This is a genomic window from Veronia pacifica (assembly GCF_001707825.1).
Classification (GTDB): Bacteria; Pseudomonadota; Gammaproteobacteria; order Enterobacterales; family Vibrionaceae; genus Veronia; species Veronia pacifica.
The window spans coordinates 37,861-54,258 of the sequence record NZ_LYBM01000001.1 but is presented as its reverse complement, the minus strand read 5'-3'; the positions used below and the strand labels follow the sequence as shown (position 1 = coordinate 54,258).

Below are 16,398 nucleotides of genomic sequence, written 5' to 3'. Positions count from 1 at the left end.
TTCCGTAAAAGGGCCTAGTGGCTGAACACCTTCTGTGCATCCCGGGCAAGACCTGCGGTCACTGAGCCAAAGAAATCACCCACAACAACAGGCACGCCTGGTAGTTCTCTTTCCATGAGCGCGCGCAGAATGGGAGAACGTGCACTGCCGCCTGTCATATAAATAACATCTGGCTTTTCACTGGCCTGAGCGAGAGCATCACGAACCAAGTCTACAATTTTGTTCACCGGCGTCGCGATTGCAGCCTCAAGTTGCTGCTGGCTGATAGACGAAGCAACCTGCTGGCCACTCAGCGGAATAGAAGATGTTACCTCTTGGGTTTGCGACAGAGCAATTTTGGCTTCTTCAGCATGTCGGACAATTTGGTATCCCAGTGTCTGCTGGTGGACAGCGAGCAGGCGTGAAAGGCGCTCTGGGTGTTGTGCGTCACGAATGAGCTGCTCAATAACCCTCCGGTTGCTGCTGGCGTAGAAATCGGTTTGTGCCGCAACATTGTTGATGGCTATAGGATTCCAGAACTGGGTAACAGGCATTTCTATCCCGCGTTCTGTTTTGCTTCCTTTGCCGAATGCAGGCATTAACTCTTCAAAGGCCAGATAGATATCCAAATCGTTACCGCCCACCCGGCAGCCACTGTGACCAAGCAGACTATTTTTGCGATCTGCCTGATCACGATAACTGGGTCCCATCCGCAGCAGGGAGCAATCTGTGGTCCCGCCACCGATATCAACTACCAGTACGGTTTTATCTTCTGTTAGCTGGCTTTCGTAATCGAGACCAGCCGCAACAGGCTCAAACTGAAAGGCAATGTCGGTAAATCCAGCTCGCGTCGCGGCAGTCCGGAGAATGGCTTCAGCCTGTTGATTGGCTTTGTCGCCCCCGAGCCCCTGAAAGTTAACGGGACGGCCGATCACGGTCTGGGTAATATCCTGCTGGAGGTGGGATTCAGCTTGTTGTTTGATGTTAGCCATCATGGCGCAGACCAGATCCTCAAAAAAACGGATCTGAACATCTCTTAGCCCGGTTGCACCGAGGAAGGATTTCGGTGACTTGACGTAGTACACCTCTTCCGGATCATCGAGATAGCAACTGAGTGCGGCTTGGCCAAACATCAAATCGCCGGGAACCAGCTCTATACCCTCATCACGGTTGGCGGCGATGGCACTGCGCAGTAATTGCTCCCCCAAGGGATCGGTAGGGGTGAGTTTAAAAAAGCGATAAAGGTATTCACTGACTGACTCACGGGTCGGCGCACAGAGGGTTGAGGGTATAAAATAGCTATCGCCCTCAAGAGGAATGAGGCGTGGAGTCTGCTGCTCCATCACTGCCACTGAACAGTTTGCGGTTCCGTAGTCAAAGCCAATAAACATAAACACCTAAATGATCAGGAAAAGGCGAGACAGTCTACGGAAACTGGATATAAAGACAAGGAAATTTAAGAAAGCTAAAACTGACGTCACAAAATAATTTGGCGGCTCAAGTGAAGGTAGATGTGATTTGTTCAAGCTTTGTAGAGCTGAAAGGAGTTGTACTAAAACAAAGGCTAACTCTTGTAGAAATGAGTCGCTAAGATAGCGTTACTTCAGTGAGTAAAGCTCTACCAACCAGTTGATGAAAAGCGACATATCGGAGAAAAAAGCGTAGGTTAAATGTATCGATACCCATAGGGATTCAGCGCGTTAAATGAACCTAGACCTTGCTCCTGACATCGTTTATCGCAATTGCCATTAAAACAAAATTTGCATAGTCAGAGCCATCTGCAGTGCCTATCTTTTTCGCTACTACTTCTCCATTGAAAAATTTTTGATAAAAGCGAACATGTTTTTCCTGAAAGAGGCACAGACAGAGTTCTGAGTTGCTTTCTCTCAGCACTTCCCTCGTTTTGGTCATGAGATCAACAGCCAGTTTCTTGTTATTTCTATATTCTTTTTTTGTCGCGAATCTCCAAGCTGAGGAAATGGGTGAAGACGACTTCTCTCTCATACGGTTAGTTTCACGCTCAAATAAGTGGTCTGAAATAAGTCCAGCCTTACCATCTATCGTTATTGAGCTGGTACCTATTATTTCACCATCCTTTTCAGCAATGAGAACGGTGGTATCTTCAGTTTCATCCAGATGAGGAGCGAAATTAAACATACCTGATGGCGCAGGGTTAATGGCACCTATTTCAACCAAGGAGTCATGCGTTAATCGGAGGACGTTATCGAGTTGGCTTTTTCTCTTCAAAATAGAGATTTGGTAGTTGTCGTGACTCATTGTGCTGACTCGTTAACCTCAATCAAAAATTTAACTCAAGCGACCTGGGTTTGCTTGGGTACATTGCGTGTGTTGTTGATGCCAATATAAATCCGATTCTGTAAACCGTGATGTGAAAAAATAAAAAGTGCGGTAGCCTTTACGCACTGATTCTGTTGGTCTGCGAAGGTTACATAAAAGCGATAGCTATACCCAAGCTCGCTGAATCCTAAATTTGCAGGTTATTTGAGTACAGATAAAAAAACACACTGCCATGCAGTGTGTTTTAGTTGGTATGTTTGTTCTGGAAGAAGGGGTTACCCGTTCTTTATCGCCACAGAGCGGCCCAGAATGCCCAGTGTTGTACCGTTATGCAGGATGGCACTCAGCGTTGGGTTTAACCATCCCATTGCTGCGGCCAGCATAATGCCACTGTTTACATACTCTGCAATTTTGATATTGCTGTTGACCATCTTCATGGCAATTTGAGCCAGTTCGTAGGTCTCGGCAACGCCATACAGCTTGTCCCGCAGTAAGACCACATCGGCAGCCTGACGAGCCAGCTCAGTACCACGGCACATAGCGACACCTACGTCTGCTTTGGTCAGTGCAGGAGCATCGTTAACACCGTCACCAACGAACATTACGTTTCGGCCCTGACGCTGCAATTGCTCAATGATGGTAGACTTACTTTTCGGCGTGGCTTCGGCGAAAACCTTGTCCAGTTTCAGCTCATCAGCAAGCATCTGCGCTTTGAAAGCACGGTCACCAGAGATCATTACCAGTTCTTTAATGCCCATTTGACGCAAGTGACTCAGTGTCTCCACCACGTCTTCACGTAAATGGTCACGCAAACCAATCATACCAATCAGCTTTTTATCGTGAGAGATAAAGATCAGATGACGACCTTTCTCTTCGTAGCTGATGATGTCTTGCTCATACGCTGAGAAATCCACACCCTCGTGCTCTTCGAGGAAGTGGCGGCTTCCCATAACCAGACATTCGCCATTGAGTGTGCTCTTCAGGCCGTGAGCGATCACGTACTCTACTTCGCCATGGTCAATATGTGGTAACTGATTGTGCTTGGCAGCATTAACCACAGCCTGTGACAGTGGGTGGTTGCTGTGCTCTTCAACAGAAGCAGCAATAGCCAACAGATCTCTTGCCGAGTTTTTACCACAAAGTGGCACAACATCGGTCACTTCCATATCGCCGTGTGTCAGTGTGCCTGTTTTATCGAAAACACAGGTGTCCACTTTGGCGAGTTTTTCAATCGCGCTGCCGCCTTTTAACAGGATGCCCTGTTGTGCTGCACGATACATAATAGATTTGAAGGTGACTGGCGTGCTGAGTTTCAGCGCGCAGGAGTAGTCAACCAGAAATACAGAAGCAACACGGTTGATGTCCTGAGTCAGCGCGAAGACGGCGGCACCAATGCCTAAGGTGATTTTCACCCGGCGATTTGCCATGTCCTGAGTGACCTGCTGTATTTCACTCTTTTCACTCAGTGAGTCATAGATTAGCTGAGCGATTTTTGCCGTTGTTGATTCTGAGCCAACTTTCTCGACACGCACTTTAATTGTGCCGTCGTGAATACTTGTACCGGAATAAACGACAGCATCAAGCTCACGTCTCACAGGTACGTTTTCACCTGTAAGGGCTGACTGGTTGATCAGTGCTGTGCCTTCAATCACCACACCATCAGCAGGAATTGCAGTACCCGGTGCCAGCTCAATGATATCGCCAACGATCAGCTCTGTTGAGTTGACCTGTTCGCGTGCTCCTGATTCGGATACCCGCCATACCAGAGACTGCTGCGGGCGCATGAGGTCGGCAAGTAACTGATCACTGTTTCGGCTGGTTTTTTGCTCCATGTATTCGCCAAGGCTGACTAAGCTCTGGGTCATCATGGCTGTCTTGTAATCACCACGCCAGGCTGACAGTCCAACAGCTATCGCATCGAGAACTTCGACTGACATATGACCGTCTTTGACATCAGAGATACCTTCAGCCAATGTCGGCGCAATGAGTGTTGCTGTTGTGAGAGCACCCCATTTGTTGGGCAGCAGTGCAGCCGAAAGCGTACCAATAACATTCATGGCAATATCGCCACGAGTGAACTGGTGTTCAGTTTCTTCGTGCTCAGCGTCATTAAAATCTAACGTTTCCAGACGCGCTTCCAGCGTCTTGGCGTCGAGCAGAGACACATCATATTCAATGGCGATGGAGCAGGCTGATTCATTGACACGTACATCACGAATGCCTTGAATAGCCATCAGGCTGTGTTTGATCCACTCACCCACATCTTTGTGATGTCTCAGGGCACCCGCTTTAAAGCGAATGCGCCCCGGAAAGTGGTGTTTTACCTCTAGAGCTGTCATTCGTCGCCTTTGTGAAGATTGCGATAGTATTCCAGTTCAGCCTGAGTATCTTCCAAGCGTTCTTTTAACTCTTCAACTTCACCACGGACTGCTGACCATGCTTTCTCACCGGTAGCAGAAACACCCTGACGGAATTTCTTGTTACCTATGATGTACGCTGCCGCTGCACCCGCAACCAGACCCATAGCGAAATGCGTCTTTGAGTTCTGCTTCTTGTATGGTTGTGCGTCAGCATTTTGTTGAGGCATTTGCTGAGTATTAGGCTGTTGAGCAGCAGGCTGTTGAGGATAAGCGTTGTAAGGGTAGCCGTAATATGGGAAACCCGGATTTTGGTTATTATTGTTCATTTTTTTTCTCTGAGAACTGGTCCATGAGGTAAACCCCTGCAACACCAGCACTGATAATTGTCATTAAAGAAAGAGCAGGGCGTCCTGCCATTTGACCTGCAACATAGGTCGATGCACCACTCAGCGCGCCTGTTTTTAGCGCTGAGCTTGTCGCTTTAGAGACCAGCTCATTGGTTGAAAGTTGACCTTGCTGATGGTTTTTCCAGTTTTTTGCAATTGACGCCCCACCACCTGCCATCGCGCCGATGAGCAAAGCCCGACTTGTCGGGCTTAAGGTGTTGGATGAATTACTCATGCTGTCGCAGTATCGTCTTTATCAGTTTGTTCTTGCTGAACGTTTTCAGACTGTTTTTCCTGATTATGACGCTCTACTGATTCTTGAAAACCTTGCTTGCTTGCCGCATAAGTGTCGCGGAAGATCTCACTGCCAGTGGTGATATTTTCACGTACTGAGCTTGCAGTTTGAGCGGCAGTATCTTTCACGGCGCAACCGCCTGACTTCAGTTTGTCACCTGCACCAGCTACCAGACCAACCAGCTTGCCACGAACATTTTCGTTGCTCAGAAGTAGTGCTGCTGCGGCACCAACCATAGCGCCTTTCCAAAATTCTTTATCATTCATACCAAAGCTTCCTAATAGTTCTTTATACATACTTACTTCTTCGCCAAGCACACCTTCCAGCATGGCTTGTGCCTGTTCCATCATTGCATCACTCTGCGGATTGCCGCCTTGAGTGTTATCAGCTGGTTGCTGAGCCTGAGGTTGGGCTTGTTGCATCTGAGGCTGAGCCTGCCAGTGAACTGGAGGAGGCATCATGCCTGGCTGAGCGTAGGCTGGGTGCTGCATCCACATATGTGGCGGCCACATTTGAGGCTGAGCCTGAAAGCCGTTTGGATGCTGTGGAGGCATTTGTGGTTGCATGTGTGCTTGGCCAGCAAAAGGCGAATTGGGTGCCATGTGCGGAGGCGGAGCCATATGCGGAGGATAACCAAAATAACCTCCTTGCGGCGGCATTTGCGGCTGTTGTTCGGCAGGGTTTGCCTGAACATTAGGATCGGGATTGATTCCCTGAGCCTGTGCATCGGTCATTGATTGACTCCGTTAACATTTATGCTGTTGGCGATTGAAATGCAGGCTTGTTCAGCAGCGTCGCTTGAATCAGAAAAAAACGCATCCACCCAAGTAGGGTCGATCAACGTTGCATCATATTCGACAACAATGCTGCTGGTTGCGCTGTTCAATTTATAGTTTTTAAAGGCAGGAATAGCCCCAAGTGTATTCTCTATCGCATCGGTTTTGAATGCGGCCAGTTGGCTGAGAATACCCAATTTATATTTGAGTCTGATGCGCCCAGGAATATGGTGTCCGATGACTACCCAGCGTCTGAGCTTCATCGCTGTATTGATATATTCATTCATGGGGCGGAGTGTATTTATTCTCGTTGACGAAACAATGTTTAAAAGTGAAATGCAGATCAAATTTTTTCTATTATTTGAACTTGATCAAATTATGGACCTCTGTTTAATATTAATAATAATTATCACTTAGATTGGCATTTTTATGAATACTTACATTCACAATACAAATCATAGAGTTAGAGTCAGGTCTGACTATATTTTCGACCATCCAAAAGAGGTCGAAAAACTAATAGAAGACTTGAATAAAATCGAGGCAATTACGGCTATTAAATATAAAAAATATGCAGGTTCAGTCGCGATCACTTTTGACCCTGCTCAGCTTGACAGTGAGAGCATCCTTGAAATTTTGGATAGCCACGGATGGATGGCAAGTCGTTCAAAACCCTCTTTCGTTGAAAACGCTGTTGTCAGTGGCACCAAAACACTGGCAAAGGGTGTAGCCGGGGTGATGTTAAAACGCCTGTTGGGGCCGACGGTAAGCCGGGTTATTTTGAGTCTCTAGTACTCTCACGGATACTCCGCACCATTCTTAGCCCTCCAGCCTATTTCCGCGACGAGTGCTAAGCGTGTTGCTGAAGCTTTTTCGCAGCGCACTTACAAATGCCATTCTGAAGTGCAGGGCAACGTTTACACGGCGGCGATTTTAACGGTAAGTGAGTGATTGACTTAACTGTTGGCGCAGTGACGATAGCGGTTTGTTTACCCTCACTGTCATTTGAATTCCTAAGATTGACAACAATACTTCCCTCGTTAAACCAAGAGAGCAACGGATTAAAGGGAACAGCCAGTTCTGATGCCATACTGGTCAGTGCTTCTTTTGATACCGCTTTGAGATCTGCACTTAAGGCATGTTGCCGTTGTGTTGAGGGGTGATCGTCTGAGGAAACTGTACTTTTCGCAAGTTCCATGAGCTGACGGGCTGACTCCGTTTTAAGCTTCTCTTTCTGTTTTTTCAACTTACGAAGCGCTTTTTTTGCTCCCATCTTGTTCCTACTTCTTTACTCCAACTTCCCTTTATCTAGTATAACTCAGGTCATTTTTAATCGTTTGTTTTAAAGCAATTTTTAGCTTGTTAAATCGCGCTGTTAGCGGATTTTTTCGCCAGTACGACCGATTATTGCCACATTTACCTGTCAAATGATCAAAAAAGCCTGCCGAATGGCAGGCTTGAGTAAGTAATGTGAAATTAGAACTGGTATGAAGCAGACAGTTTGATGTTTCTGCCCGGCTCGTAGTCATCACTCGTAAATCCACCACGTATCACGCCTGAACGTGATGCATGAGAAACGTACGTTTCGTCAAAGAGGTTGTCTACGCCCAGTGTGACAGAGAGGTCAGCAATATTTGATGGCATCCACTGTGCATATACATTATGGACGTTATAGCCTTCTTTTGGCTTGTTGCCTTTAATTACATTGCTCTCTTCGAGGACTGAAACAGCAGTCCAACCAAATAGGGTATCAAGACTCTCCGCCTCATAGTCGAGCGTCAGCGCGATGCTGTCACCGATGTCAGTGCTTCGTCCATCTTTGGTGATTGGTCCACCTGTTGTCAGGTGTTTGTTATTTGACTGTGCATAAGAAAGTTTGGCGTTAAAGTTTTCATAACCGTAACCAGTACTGATCTCAGCACCCGTATACTCAACATCGCCATCGTTTTTGATTAAGTAGCTACCACGCTGCCATTCTTCGACAATGTGGTCATCGATGCGGGTCTTGAATACTGTCAGGTTTGCGCTCAGGAAATGTTCACCGAATGTTTGAGAGTAGCGGAGACCACCCTGAGTATTTTGGCCTGTTTCTGACTTGATATCATCAGCAAGAAAGGCATCTTTTTGATATTTAACGAAGGTTTCAAGCAACTCTGGACCCTTGAACAGGGTGCGGGTGTTGGCAAAAACAGTAAGCTCAGGCGTAAGTGCATACTCACTACCTAGTGACCATGTTGTGCCGTTAAAGTCATCGCTACCTGTCATCGCATCGCGACGGTAATCATCAAATCGAAGCCCAGCAGTGACTTCCCATTTTTTATTAAGGTGAAGCGTGTTTTCAACAAATGCTGCCGCAGAGCGAGCAGACTCACTCATGTATTGCTTGCCACCAAATTCACTCTTGCTGGTTTTGTCCAGATAATCGACACCATAGGTGACTTGATTATCCAGTCCTGCAATAACAAGCTCTGACTGCAGCGTTACGTTTCCGCCCGTGTTACTGTTGGTCGCGGTATTGATGGATTCGCGGCCATATCTACTCCAACCTGTTTTACTCTCATCGCGTTCAATAAAGGTTTTGCTGTTGTAAAGTGTTGCCTTACCTTTCAATGAAGATGTTTTTAAGTTGTAGTTGAGTGTCACTGTATCCCTGTCGTAATTCGTAGGGAGAAGTAAGCGACCCTTAGTAAGCGCGATATTTGTATCACCGTTCATGTCAGGACGTGGATTGTAGTCGCCGCTGTCACGATATACGTCGTATGACAATTCCAGACGGTGGCCTTCAGAAGGCTCAAAGCCTACTTTTGCCAGTACGTTGACTACATCTCCGGCGGTGCCGAAAGCTTCGTTACCTTCACCGTCGCGGAAGTTGTCGCGTTGGACTTGGTGGCCATAAACCACGGCATCAATTTGATCACTCAGTTTTCCGAAGAGTGTTAACGAGGTCTGACGGTTGTTATTGTCAGCAAAGCCACCGAAAATACGACCACCGAATTCCTGTCCGTATCCCAACAGGTCTTTAGCATTTTTGGTCTCAAAATTCACTGCACCACCCAGTCCGCCCTGAGTCACTGAGTTGTTACCGACTTTGATGTCGGCACTTTTCAGGATATCTGGGTTTAGGGTGAGGTTACCGATGTGGTGGAACATGTTAGCGTGTTGAGAAGCGCCATCCAATCGAATGTCCAAGTCCGTTTCGTTCAGGCCACGGATGTTAATACGCTGGTTGACCGAGTGGGTACCACCCACGTCTACACCTGGAATATCACGCAGAATATCAGACATATGGTCTGCCTGCTTGAGCGACATATCATCTGCACCCACCGATTCTGAGTCACTGGAGACCTTGGTACCCCAGACAACAACATCATCCATCTCGGTGCTTTCCGCTGCCATAGCAGGATTGCTTAGTGCGAGGCCAACGGCCAGGCAAAGTAGTGACTTTTTCGGCAAAGCAAGGTTACAACTATCCATGAGACAATACCTTTCCAACGTAATACTCCAAATGCAAGTGATAACAATTCTCATGTATGGTAGATTCCATCTTCACTCAGGGAAAGTCAGGATTGTTATGCGGGATTGCATAGTTGTTATTAGGAAAGTGCAAAATGGGTATTACGCCTCATCCTCGAATCAAACTCCTCAACGTGCCAGCCAAAGTGAATGATGAAGAGTCAGAAAATCAGCTGATAAAAGGCACATTATCGTCAATGGGATCGCCGTTAGTAAAAGGTGAGCTGACTTCATATCGCCACGAGGGCGCTTTTTCACTGCATGCCGGCAGGGTAAAAGAGCTGGACGATATGCAAGTTTTATCGTCTGTAACGCCAGCAGTTATGGTCACCTTTTTATTAGAGGGAAGCCTTAGCTTTGGTTATGACGACCATGATTTTCACCTCGATGCATCGTCTGCGCCATGCGGAATCATGGCAAATGTTGCCCGTCCGTCGGCCTTTACCCGAAGGCTCAGGCGGGGAAACCGCACAGCCAAACTAAATTTGATGCTTTACCCCTCATGGGTTCGGAAAATGTCTTCGAACTCCTGTGCTATCAACCGGTTCATTGAGCAACACCATGCTTCATTATCAATTGTCATGACGCCAGAATTATTGGTCCTCTGTGAGCAACTTATATCGCTTGATTCGCCCGCTGCATTTTCTGAGCGAGTAAAGATGGAGAGTTTGGTCTATCAGACAATTGGTGAGTTGGTACAACAGGTTGAGGCCGGGATATTCCCTGCGTTTACCAGCACCAATGCAATAACTGTGGGGAACGGCATTGAAAAAATAATCAGTCATATTGAAAATAATTTGGCAGAGCCACTGGAACTGGCATCTTTGGCTGCTCACTTCGCAATGAGCGTCTCAAGTTTCCAACGAAAATGTCGGGAGCATTTGGGAATGCCAGTCAACGCTTACATCAGACAACGCCGCTTGGATATGGCAAAGCAATGTCTTGAAAGCGGTTTGATGACGATCACAGAAGCTGCATATCAGGCCGGATATCACCACCCGTCCAATTTTACCAATGCTTTTAGACGAGCCTTCGGACATCCGCCCAGTTTTTTCGCTGACAAGGCAGATGTGAGCTGACTAGCGATGAGCTGCTCGATGGCAGCGTCGCTTTTGCGTTACGGCCAGATAAGGTAGATAACGATAAACAACTGGATCGTGTTGATTATTACTGTACTGCGATGATAGCGGTCGAAGGCCTTTTTTTCGCCGGCATCAGACGCTTCGTTAGCTTTCGGCATCAGGATCTGACGAGAGACATAAAAGCCAAGCAGACTGAATCCAGATAAAAAAATCAAGAACCAATCCGATTGTCCGAGAATGCTCTGAACGATAAAAGAGGCGAAAAGGATGAGATTGAGCAGACCGAAATAAATGTAATACCAGGGAAAGAATGCCCGGATGAAGGTAGAAAAATTCTCTTTACCAAGTTGGGTAAACAAAAGGGGGGCAAAGAGGATTTGAAATGTCACCATGCCTCCAAGCATAACGACCAATGTAAAAAAAGTAATGTACGCCACGATTGTCCCTCATTGTCAGTCATGTTGAGCAGTACGTGAGTCACTATGACTGGATCAATGAAAGGTCGTCAACTGGGCAGGCATGGCTGTTGAGATCTGCCCAGAGCAACGAACGCTCCGGGCTAACAAGTATACAGCGGTTATTGTGAGGGCAATCAGCCGAAAATTTCGTTCCCCGACTTTTCTCCTATCTCAAACATTTTGAGGTTGTTGAGAGTGGTATCTGCGATGTTGCCAAGTGCTTCTTCAGTTAGGAAAGCCTGATGACCCGTGAACAGAACGTTGTGGCATGATGAAAGCCTACGAAAGACATCATCTTTTATCACGTCGTTTGACTTATCTTCAAAAAATAATTCTTGTTCGTTTTCATATACATCAACGCCTAATGCACCAATTTTGCGCTCTTTTAATGCCTCAATTGCATCCTGAGAATTGATCAACCCGCCCCGGCTGGTATTGATGATCATGACGCCGTCACGCATCTTATTAAAGGCGTCCGCATCGAGCATATGGTAGTTCTCTTTACTCATCGGACAATGCAGGCTGATGACATGTGACTGACGGTAAAGCTCGTCAAGTGAGGTGTAAGTCGCTCCCAGTGCTACTGCCTCGGCATTTTCGTAGGGGTCGAAAGCAAGCACTTTCATACCAAAGCCTTTTAAAATACGAATCGTTGCCACGCCAATTCGACCCGTGCCAATTACTCCGACAGTTCGACCGTGGAAATTATATCCGGTCAGACCTTCCAGTGAGAAGTTTGCCTCCCGGGTACGTTGGTAAGCACGATGTATCCGTCGGTTAAGGCTTAACATCAGCCCGAGAGTATGCTCAGCAATAGATTCCGGCGAATAAGCAGGGACCCTGACAACCTCAAGCCCCAGTGAGGCCGCTTTTTCAATATCAACCTTGTCAAAACCTGCGCAACGCATGGCGATCACCCGCACGCCATGCTCGGCAAGTATTTCAAGCACCGAAGCGCTTAAATCATCATTAACAAAAGCGCAGACTGCATCGAATCCGTCCAGTAATCTGGCGGTTTGTTCTGTGAGTCTGAAGTCAAAAAAACTAAGTTGATGATTAAAAGCCTGATTATGCTTTTGAAAAGAATCCTGATCGTACTTTTTTGTACTAAATACGGCGACTTTCATGATGTATTCCTGAATTACATACATTTCGGTCAAGGATCACTATAAATATGGGCAGTGTCAAATCGAGTGCGTATTACTTACGTCTGAGAGGAACGAGTTCATTGCCGCCACGTCCGTGACGGCAATGTATCTTCCTTATCTATTAACCCCTTATCATTTTAATACAGAGGTCCATAAAGTTATCTGCCTGCGGCGAGATGTAGCGGCCCCCGAGCTTGAATATACCGATTTCTCTCTCGACATACGGGTCTTCAATGGGGATCCAGCAGAGGTTTGACGCCCGCTCGTTAAATGCCAGTCTGGGAAGTGTGGTGATTCCAACGCCATGCTCCAACACTGAGAAAAGAGATGTAATATTCTGAACCGAGTAAAGCGCATTCTCCGCCAGCTGACTTGCGGCGGTTTTAGAGAGGAGTGAGCAAGTCCCATTCCGAATAAAAGGGAATGATGCCATTTGCTCCCATTTGATAGGTTTTCCATCTGCAGTTGGGCAAGTGGATGGTCTAGCTGGCAGACAGCGCCAACTGGATCACTGAGAAGCGGTTCAAACGAAATATTATTGTCTTTTATGTGAAGGCAGTTACCCACTGCGAGATCAACCTCGCCAGTCAACAACTTGGTTTCTACCCCTGCCGCGTTGTCATCAACCAGAGATACCTGAACGTCGGGATACATGGATGTGAATTCAGCCAAAACGTTAGGAATGAGTTTGGCTGCTACAGACGGCACACTGGCGATTCTGATGATTCCTGACTCTCCTGAAGCCGCAGCTTTCAGGTCAGCATTAAAATCATTGTACAAGGCTAAAAATCGTTTCACTTTCGGCAAGCAATATTGTCCGAAAGGGGTGAGTTGTGCTTTATGACCACTTTGAAAGAGTGACTGTCCTAATAATTTTTCAAGCTCCTTAACTGATGTGGATAATGCTGCTTGTGTTCTATTGGCTCTCGATGCTGCTGCCCGAAAACCCCCCATTTCTGCAACCAACGAAAAATGCATCAATTGTTGAACTTTGATGCCCATATACCTAGCCCTCCATGTTTTTATTTTATTTTTACTTATATTGATAAATTTTATTTATCAATTGTTATAAATTTATAGTTCGATTTATCGATAAATGTTATGCAATATTTGGGTTTTGATATCAACTATGGATTCGAATGATTATTCTAGGAGTGTCAATTTGAAGACATCTATTAAAACAAATCTGTACGCGACACCCGCACCACTAAGTTGGGCTGTAAAGTCTGATGGCATTTTATATACATCACAAATACCAATTAATGCCGATGGAAACGTTGTCGAAGGTGGAATTGCAGCTCAGTCAATTCAGGTAATGGAAAATTTAATATCAACGTTGAATTCAGCAGGTGAAGATGCTGAAAGCGTTTTACAAGTATTGATATATGTTACCGATCGTTCTTATCTCAATGTATTTAATGGTATTTATGGTAAATATTTTGATGCTCCTTATCCCAATCGTGCAGCAATGATTGTTGCTGGTCTGGCTCGCGAGGAAATGTTGGTCGAATTAGTGGTATATGCCCAAGTAAAAAAAGAATAAATACAGTTGCATAAAGAGGCACATACTTTTCTAGAGCGGAAAAACACACTGAATATAAAAAGGATGGGTTAGAGCGATGTCTATAAATAGTGAAAAAGCACTTTATATAAATGGTCGTTGGCAAGAGGGATCTAAAACAGTACCCAATATTAATCCCTCTAATATGAATGAATCTCTAGGCGAATTTTCTCAGGCAGATGCTAATCAAGTAGAAAATGCAATTGCAGCCGCCCGTATTGCACAGCCTGTCTGGGAAAAAGTACCACTTGAGAAAAAGCTCGGCGTTTTACGTTCAATTGGTGATGAGTTGATTGCTCGCTGTGATGAATTAGGCACCTTATTATCGCGTGAGGAAGGCAAGCCCTTTGCGGAAGGGCGTGGCGAGATTTATCGCGCTGGCCAGTTTTTTCAATATTACGCGGCCGAGGTGTTACGTCAGATGGGGGATATTTCTGACTCAGTGCGTCCCGGCGTTCAGGTTGAGGTTACCCGCGAAGCCGTGGGTGTTGTTGCGGTTATTTCTCCCTGGAATTTTCCTACTGCAACCGCCGCCTGGAAGATAGCGCCCGCTCTTGCATTTGGAAACAGTGTGATATGGAAGCCAGCAAATCTCACCCCGGCGAGTGCAGTTGCACTGGCTGACATCATAGACCGTCAGGATTTGCCGCCGGGCACCTTTAATCTATTACTCGGATCTGGGCGCGATGTTGGCGACAGGCTGATAAACAGTACAGATATTGATGCGGTGAGTTTTACTGGTTCTGTCGCTGTAGGGCGTCAGGTTGCTGCTGCTACTGCGCCTAACTTTGTTCGCTGTCAGTTAGAGATGGGCAGTAAGAACGCTCTCTATATTGCAGAGGATGCTGACATCGATATTGCGGTTGAAGCGTCTCTGGCGGGTTCATATTCAGGTACGGGACAAAAATGCACGGCTTCCTCCCGTCTTGTTGTCGATAAAAATATTCACGATGCCTTCGTTGAAGCATTAGTCGCCCGTCTTAAATCAGTCAGTGTTGGTCCTGCTCTGCAGGACGGAGTCTTTATGGGGCCAGTGGTTGACCAGACTCAGCTTGATTCGAATCTGCGTTGGGTCGAAGTTGCCAAACAGCGCGGGGGAGAGCTGGTGTTTGGTGGCGAAACACTGACCCGGGAAACTGACGGGTTTTTCATGTCACCAACCTTGTTTACCGGTACAGACAATAGCTGGGATGTGAATCAGGAAGAGCTTTTTGCTCCCATGGCCTGTGTGATTAAGGTGGATAATTTTGAACATGCTGTAAGTACTGTCAATGACACCCGCTTTGGGTTGACCGCAGGTGTGATCACCCAAAGTCTGAAGACAAGCACTCTGTTTAAGCAGCAAGCACAGACGGGTTGTGTGATGGTTAATTTGCCTACTGCAGGGACTGATTATCACGTACCTTTTGGTGGCAGAAAGTCATCCAGTTTTGGTCCGCGCGAACAGGGCCAGTATGCAAAAGATTTTTACACTGTAGTTAAAACGGCTTATCAGCGTGCCTACTGAGCCTGATGTGTAAAAGGAGATGTAATTATGTATAGCGACCAAATAATCATCGATGGCTTGCAATATTGCCGCTGGGATCGGGCCTATTTTGAGCAGTTAAAAGCAAGTGGCCTAAGTGGTGTACACGTTACATTGGTTTACCATGAGAATGCTCGTGAGACTCTGACCCGTTTTGCCCAATGGCAAAGACTGTTTGAACTCAACAGCGATCTCATCATGCCCGTGTTTGATGCAGATGACCTCCGTATCGCGAAGAGTCAGGGAAGAGTGGGGATCTTTTTCGGTGCACAAAATTGCTCACCGATTGATGATGAAATTGGCCTGATTTCAGTGATGCGCCAGCTTGGTTTACTGATCATGCAACTGACTTACAACAATCAGAGTTTACTCGCCACAGGCTGTTATGAGCAGGATGACAGCGGCGTAACCCGTTTTGGAAAACAAGCCATAGAAGAAATGAACCGGGTTGGGATGATTGTTGATATGTCGCACAGTGCTGAGCGTTCGACACTCGATGCCATCGAGTTGTCGTCACGTCCTATTTGTATTAGTCACGCCAATCCATCTTTGTTTCATCAAGCACTTCGCAACAAGTCCGATGCAGTGTTAAAGGCATTGACCCAGCGAGGCGGGCTGCTTGGCTTCAGTCTCTATCCTTTTCATCTGCCCGACGGTAGCCAGTGCACACTGGACACATTCTGCTCAATGATTGCTGATTGTGCCGAACGGTATGGTATCGACAATCTTTCAATCGGCAGTGACCTTTGCCAGAACCAACCGCAAAGTGTGCTCGACTGGATGAGAAATGGAAGATGGTCTAAAGCGATGGATTACGGTGAGGGTTCAGCGTCGAATTCTGGCTGGCCCGATGCGTTGCCATGGTTCCCCGACAGCTCGGGCTTTAAAAATATCTATTCTGGTTTAATTGAGAAAGGATTCAATGAATCAGAAACAGCTAAGATTCTCGGAGGCAATTGGCTGAGATTCTTAAAATCTGGCACCCAGCCAGCGTAAGCGATAGGTCGTCTAACCGTGAGT

Annotated in this window: 16 protein-coding genes and 1 pseudogene; 5 read left to right on the top strand and 12 right to left on the bottom strand. The window is 46.6% G+C overall.

What is annotated here, in order from left to right; translation table 11 throughout:
• Positions 1–14 precede the first annotated feature (14 nt).
• The 7 genes from yegD to A8L45_RS00215 form a co-directional block, all read right to left on the bottom strand.
• Positions 15–1,370 carry a molecular chaperone gene (gene yegD / locus A8L45_RS00245; protein WP_068898004.1) on the bottom strand — a complete coding sequence of 452 codons (1,356 nt, stop codon included), beginning with the start codon at positions 1,368–1,370 and terminating at the stop codon, positions 15–17.
• 319 nt (positions 1,371–1,689) lie between these two features.
• The gene (locus A8L45_RS00240) at positions 1,690–2,256 is read right to left on the bottom strand and encodes a GNAT family N-acetyltransferase (RefSeq protein WP_068898002.1); all 567 of its coding nucleotides are present in this window, start codon (positions 2,254–2,256) and stop codon (positions 1,690–1,692) included.
• 296 nt (positions 2,257–2,552) lie between these two features.
• Positions 2,553–4,616, bottom strand: coding sequence for a heavy metal translocating P-type ATPase (locus A8L45_RS00235; RefSeq protein ID WP_068898000.1), 2,064 nt, complete (start codon positions 4,614–4,616; stop codon positions 2,553–2,555).
• Positions 4,613–4,963 carry a hypothetical protein gene (locus A8L45_RS00230; RefSeq protein ID WP_068897998.1) on the bottom strand — a complete coding sequence of 117 codons (351 nt, stop codon included), beginning with the start codon at positions 4,961–4,963 and terminating at the stop codon, positions 4,613–4,615. Before A8L45_RS00230 ends, A8L45_RS00235 begins: the two co-directional genes overlap by 4 nt.
• Positions 4,953–5,258, bottom strand: a complete 306-nt coding sequence (locus A8L45_RS00225) for a magnetosome protein MamC family protein (RefSeq protein ID WP_068897996.1) — start codon at positions 5,256–5,258, stop codon at positions 4,953–4,955. The genes A8L45_RS00230 and A8L45_RS00225 overlap by 11 nt, the downstream gene beginning before the upstream one ends.
• Positions 5,255–6,052, bottom strand: coding sequence for a YtxH domain-containing protein (locus A8L45_RS00220; protein WP_139122260.1), 798 nt, complete (start codon positions 6,050–6,052; stop codon positions 5,255–5,257). Before A8L45_RS00220 ends, A8L45_RS00225 begins: the two co-directional genes overlap by 4 nt.
• Positions 6,049–6,381: an HMA2 domain-containing protein gene (locus tag A8L45_RS00215; protein ID WP_083228122.1), complete on the bottom strand. Its 333-nt coding sequence runs from the start codon at positions 6,379–6,381 to the stop codon at positions 6,049–6,051. The genes A8L45_RS00220 and A8L45_RS00215 overlap by 4 nt, the downstream gene beginning before the upstream one ends.
• 142 nt (positions 6,382–6,523) lie before the next feature.
• Here A8L45_RS00215 and A8L45_RS00210 point away from each other — a divergent pair, with 142 nt between their 5' ends.
• Complete coding sequence (locus tag A8L45_RS00210; RefSeq protein WP_068897994.1) at positions 6,524–6,883, top strand: HMA2 domain-containing protein; 360 nt, start codon at positions 6,524–6,526, stop codon at positions 6,881–6,883.
• 58 nt (positions 6,884–6,941) lie between these two features.
• Here the strand turns inward: A8L45_RS00210 and A8L45_RS00205 are convergent, their stop codons facing one another.
• Together A8L45_RS00205 and A8L45_RS00200 are read right to left on the bottom strand one after the other, a co-directional pair.
• Positions 6,942–7,364, bottom strand: a complete 423-nt coding sequence (locus A8L45_RS00205) for a hypothetical protein (RefSeq protein WP_068897992.1) — start codon at positions 7,362–7,364, stop codon at positions 6,942–6,944.
• A 203-nt stretch (positions 7,365–7,567) separates the two neighbouring features.
• Positions 7,568–9,565, bottom strand: coding sequence for a TonB-dependent siderophore receptor (locus A8L45_RS00200; protein ID WP_068897991.1), 1,998 nt, complete (start codon positions 9,563–9,565; stop codon positions 7,568–7,570).
• Positions 9,566–9,699: 134 nt separating this feature from the next.
• Between A8L45_RS00200 and A8L45_RS00195 the strand changes: the two genes are divergently transcribed.
• Positions 9,700–10,683 carry a helix-turn-helix domain-containing protein gene (locus A8L45_RS00195; protein WP_068897990.1) on the top strand — a complete coding sequence of 328 codons (984 nt, stop codon included), beginning with the start codon at positions 9,700–9,702 and terminating at the stop codon, positions 10,681–10,683.
• Between the two features lie 38 nt (positions 10,684–10,721).
• On the opposite strand, the gene A8L45_RS00190 is transcribed toward A8L45_RS00195, so the two are convergent.
• The 3 genes and pseudogenes from A8L45_RS00190 to A8L45_RS00180 form a co-directional block, all read right to left on the bottom strand.
• Positions 10,722–11,123, bottom strand: a complete 402-nt coding sequence (locus A8L45_RS00190; protein ID WP_217492100.1) for a DUF4149 domain-containing protein — start codon at positions 11,121–11,123, stop codon at positions 10,722–10,724.
• 155 nt (positions 11,124–11,278) lie between these two features.
• Positions 11,279–12,271, bottom strand: a complete 993-nt coding sequence (locus A8L45_RS00185) for a 2-hydroxyacid dehydrogenase (RefSeq protein ID WP_068897988.1) — start codon at positions 12,269–12,271, stop codon at positions 11,279–11,281.
• Between the two features lie 142 nt (positions 12,272–12,413).
• Positions 12,414–13,294, bottom strand: a pseudogene (locus A8L45_RS00180) (LysR family transcriptional regulator).
• Positions 13,295–13,421: 127 nt separating this feature from the next.
• Between A8L45_RS00180 and A8L45_RS00175 the strand changes: the two are divergent.
• The 3 genes from A8L45_RS00175 to A8L45_RS00165 all read left to right on the top strand — a co-directional run bounded on the left by A8L45_RS00175 (position 13,422) and on the right by A8L45_RS00165 (position 16,374).
• Positions 13,422–13,835, top strand: coding sequence for a RidA family protein (locus A8L45_RS00175; protein ID WP_068897987.1), 414 nt, complete (start codon positions 13,422–13,424; stop codon positions 13,833–13,835).
• Between the two features lie 76 nt (positions 13,836–13,911).
• Positions 13,912–15,360 (top strand): aldehyde dehydrogenase family protein, encoded by a 1,449-nt coding sequence (locus A8L45_RS00170; protein WP_068897984.1) that lies wholly within the window; start codon positions 13,912–13,914, stop codon positions 15,358–15,360.
• Between the two features lie 27 nt (positions 15,361–15,387).
• Entirely contained in the window at positions 15,388–16,374 is a 987-nt protein-coding gene (locus A8L45_RS00165) for a membrane dipeptidase (RefSeq protein WP_068897982.1), read from the top strand.
• The last annotated feature ends 24 nt before the right edge of the window (positions 16,375–16,398 follow it).

Coding starts and splice junctions, on each gene's coding strand:
- A8L45_RS00230 (WP_068897998.1), bottom strand. CDS start 4,963: ATGAACAATAATAACCAAAATCCGGGTTTCCCATATTACGGCTACCCT.
- yegD (WP_068898004.1), bottom strand. CDS start 1,370: ATGTTTATTGGCTTTGACTACGGAACCGCAAACTGTTCAGTGGCAGTG.
- A8L45_RS00215 (WP_083228122.1), bottom strand. CDS start 6,381: ATGAATGAATATATCAATACAGCGATGAAGCTCAGACGCTGGGTAGTC.
- A8L45_RS00170 (WP_068897984.1), top strand. CDS start 13,912: ATGTCTATAAATAGTGAAAAAGCACTTTATATAAATGGTCGTTGGCAA.
- A8L45_RS00195 (WP_068897990.1), top strand. CDS start 9,700: ATGGGTATTACGCCTCATCCTCGAATCAAACTCCTCAACGTGCCAGCC.
- A8L45_RS00240 (WP_068898002.1), bottom strand. CDS start 2,256: ATGAGTCACGACAACTACCAAATCTCTATTTTGAAGAGAAAAAGCCAA.
- A8L45_RS00210 (WP_068897994.1), top strand. CDS start 6,524: ATGAATACTTACATTCACAATACAAATCATAGAGTTAGAGTCAGGTCT.
- A8L45_RS00205 (WP_068897992.1), bottom strand. CDS start 7,364: ATGGGAGCAAAAAAAGCGCTTCGTAAGTTGAAAAAACAGAAAGAGAAG.
- A8L45_RS00235 (WP_068898000.1), bottom strand. CDS start 4,616: ATGACAGCTCTAGAGGTAAAACACCACTTTCCGGGGCGCATTCGCTTT.
- A8L45_RS00220 (WP_139122260.1), bottom strand. CDS start 6,052: ATGACCGATGCACAGGCTCAGGGAATCAATCCCGATCCTAATGTTCAG.
- A8L45_RS00225 (WP_068897996.1), bottom strand. CDS start 5,258: ATGAGTAATTCATCCAACACCTTAAGCCCGACAAGTCGGGCTTTGCTC.
- A8L45_RS00175 (WP_068897987.1), top strand. CDS start 13,422: ATGGATTCGAATGATTATTCTAGGAGTGTCAATTTGAAGACATCTATT.
- A8L45_RS00165 (WP_068897982.1), top strand. CDS start 15,388: ATGTATAGCGACCAAATAATCATCGATGGCTTGCAATATTGCCGCTGG.
- A8L45_RS00200 (WP_068897991.1), bottom strand. CDS start 9,565: ATGGATAGTTGTAACCTTGCTTTGCCGAAAAAGTCACTACTTTGCCTG.
- A8L45_RS00185 (WP_068897988.1), bottom strand. CDS start 12,271: ATGAAAGTCGCCGTATTTAGTACAAAAAAGTACGATCAGGATTCTTTT.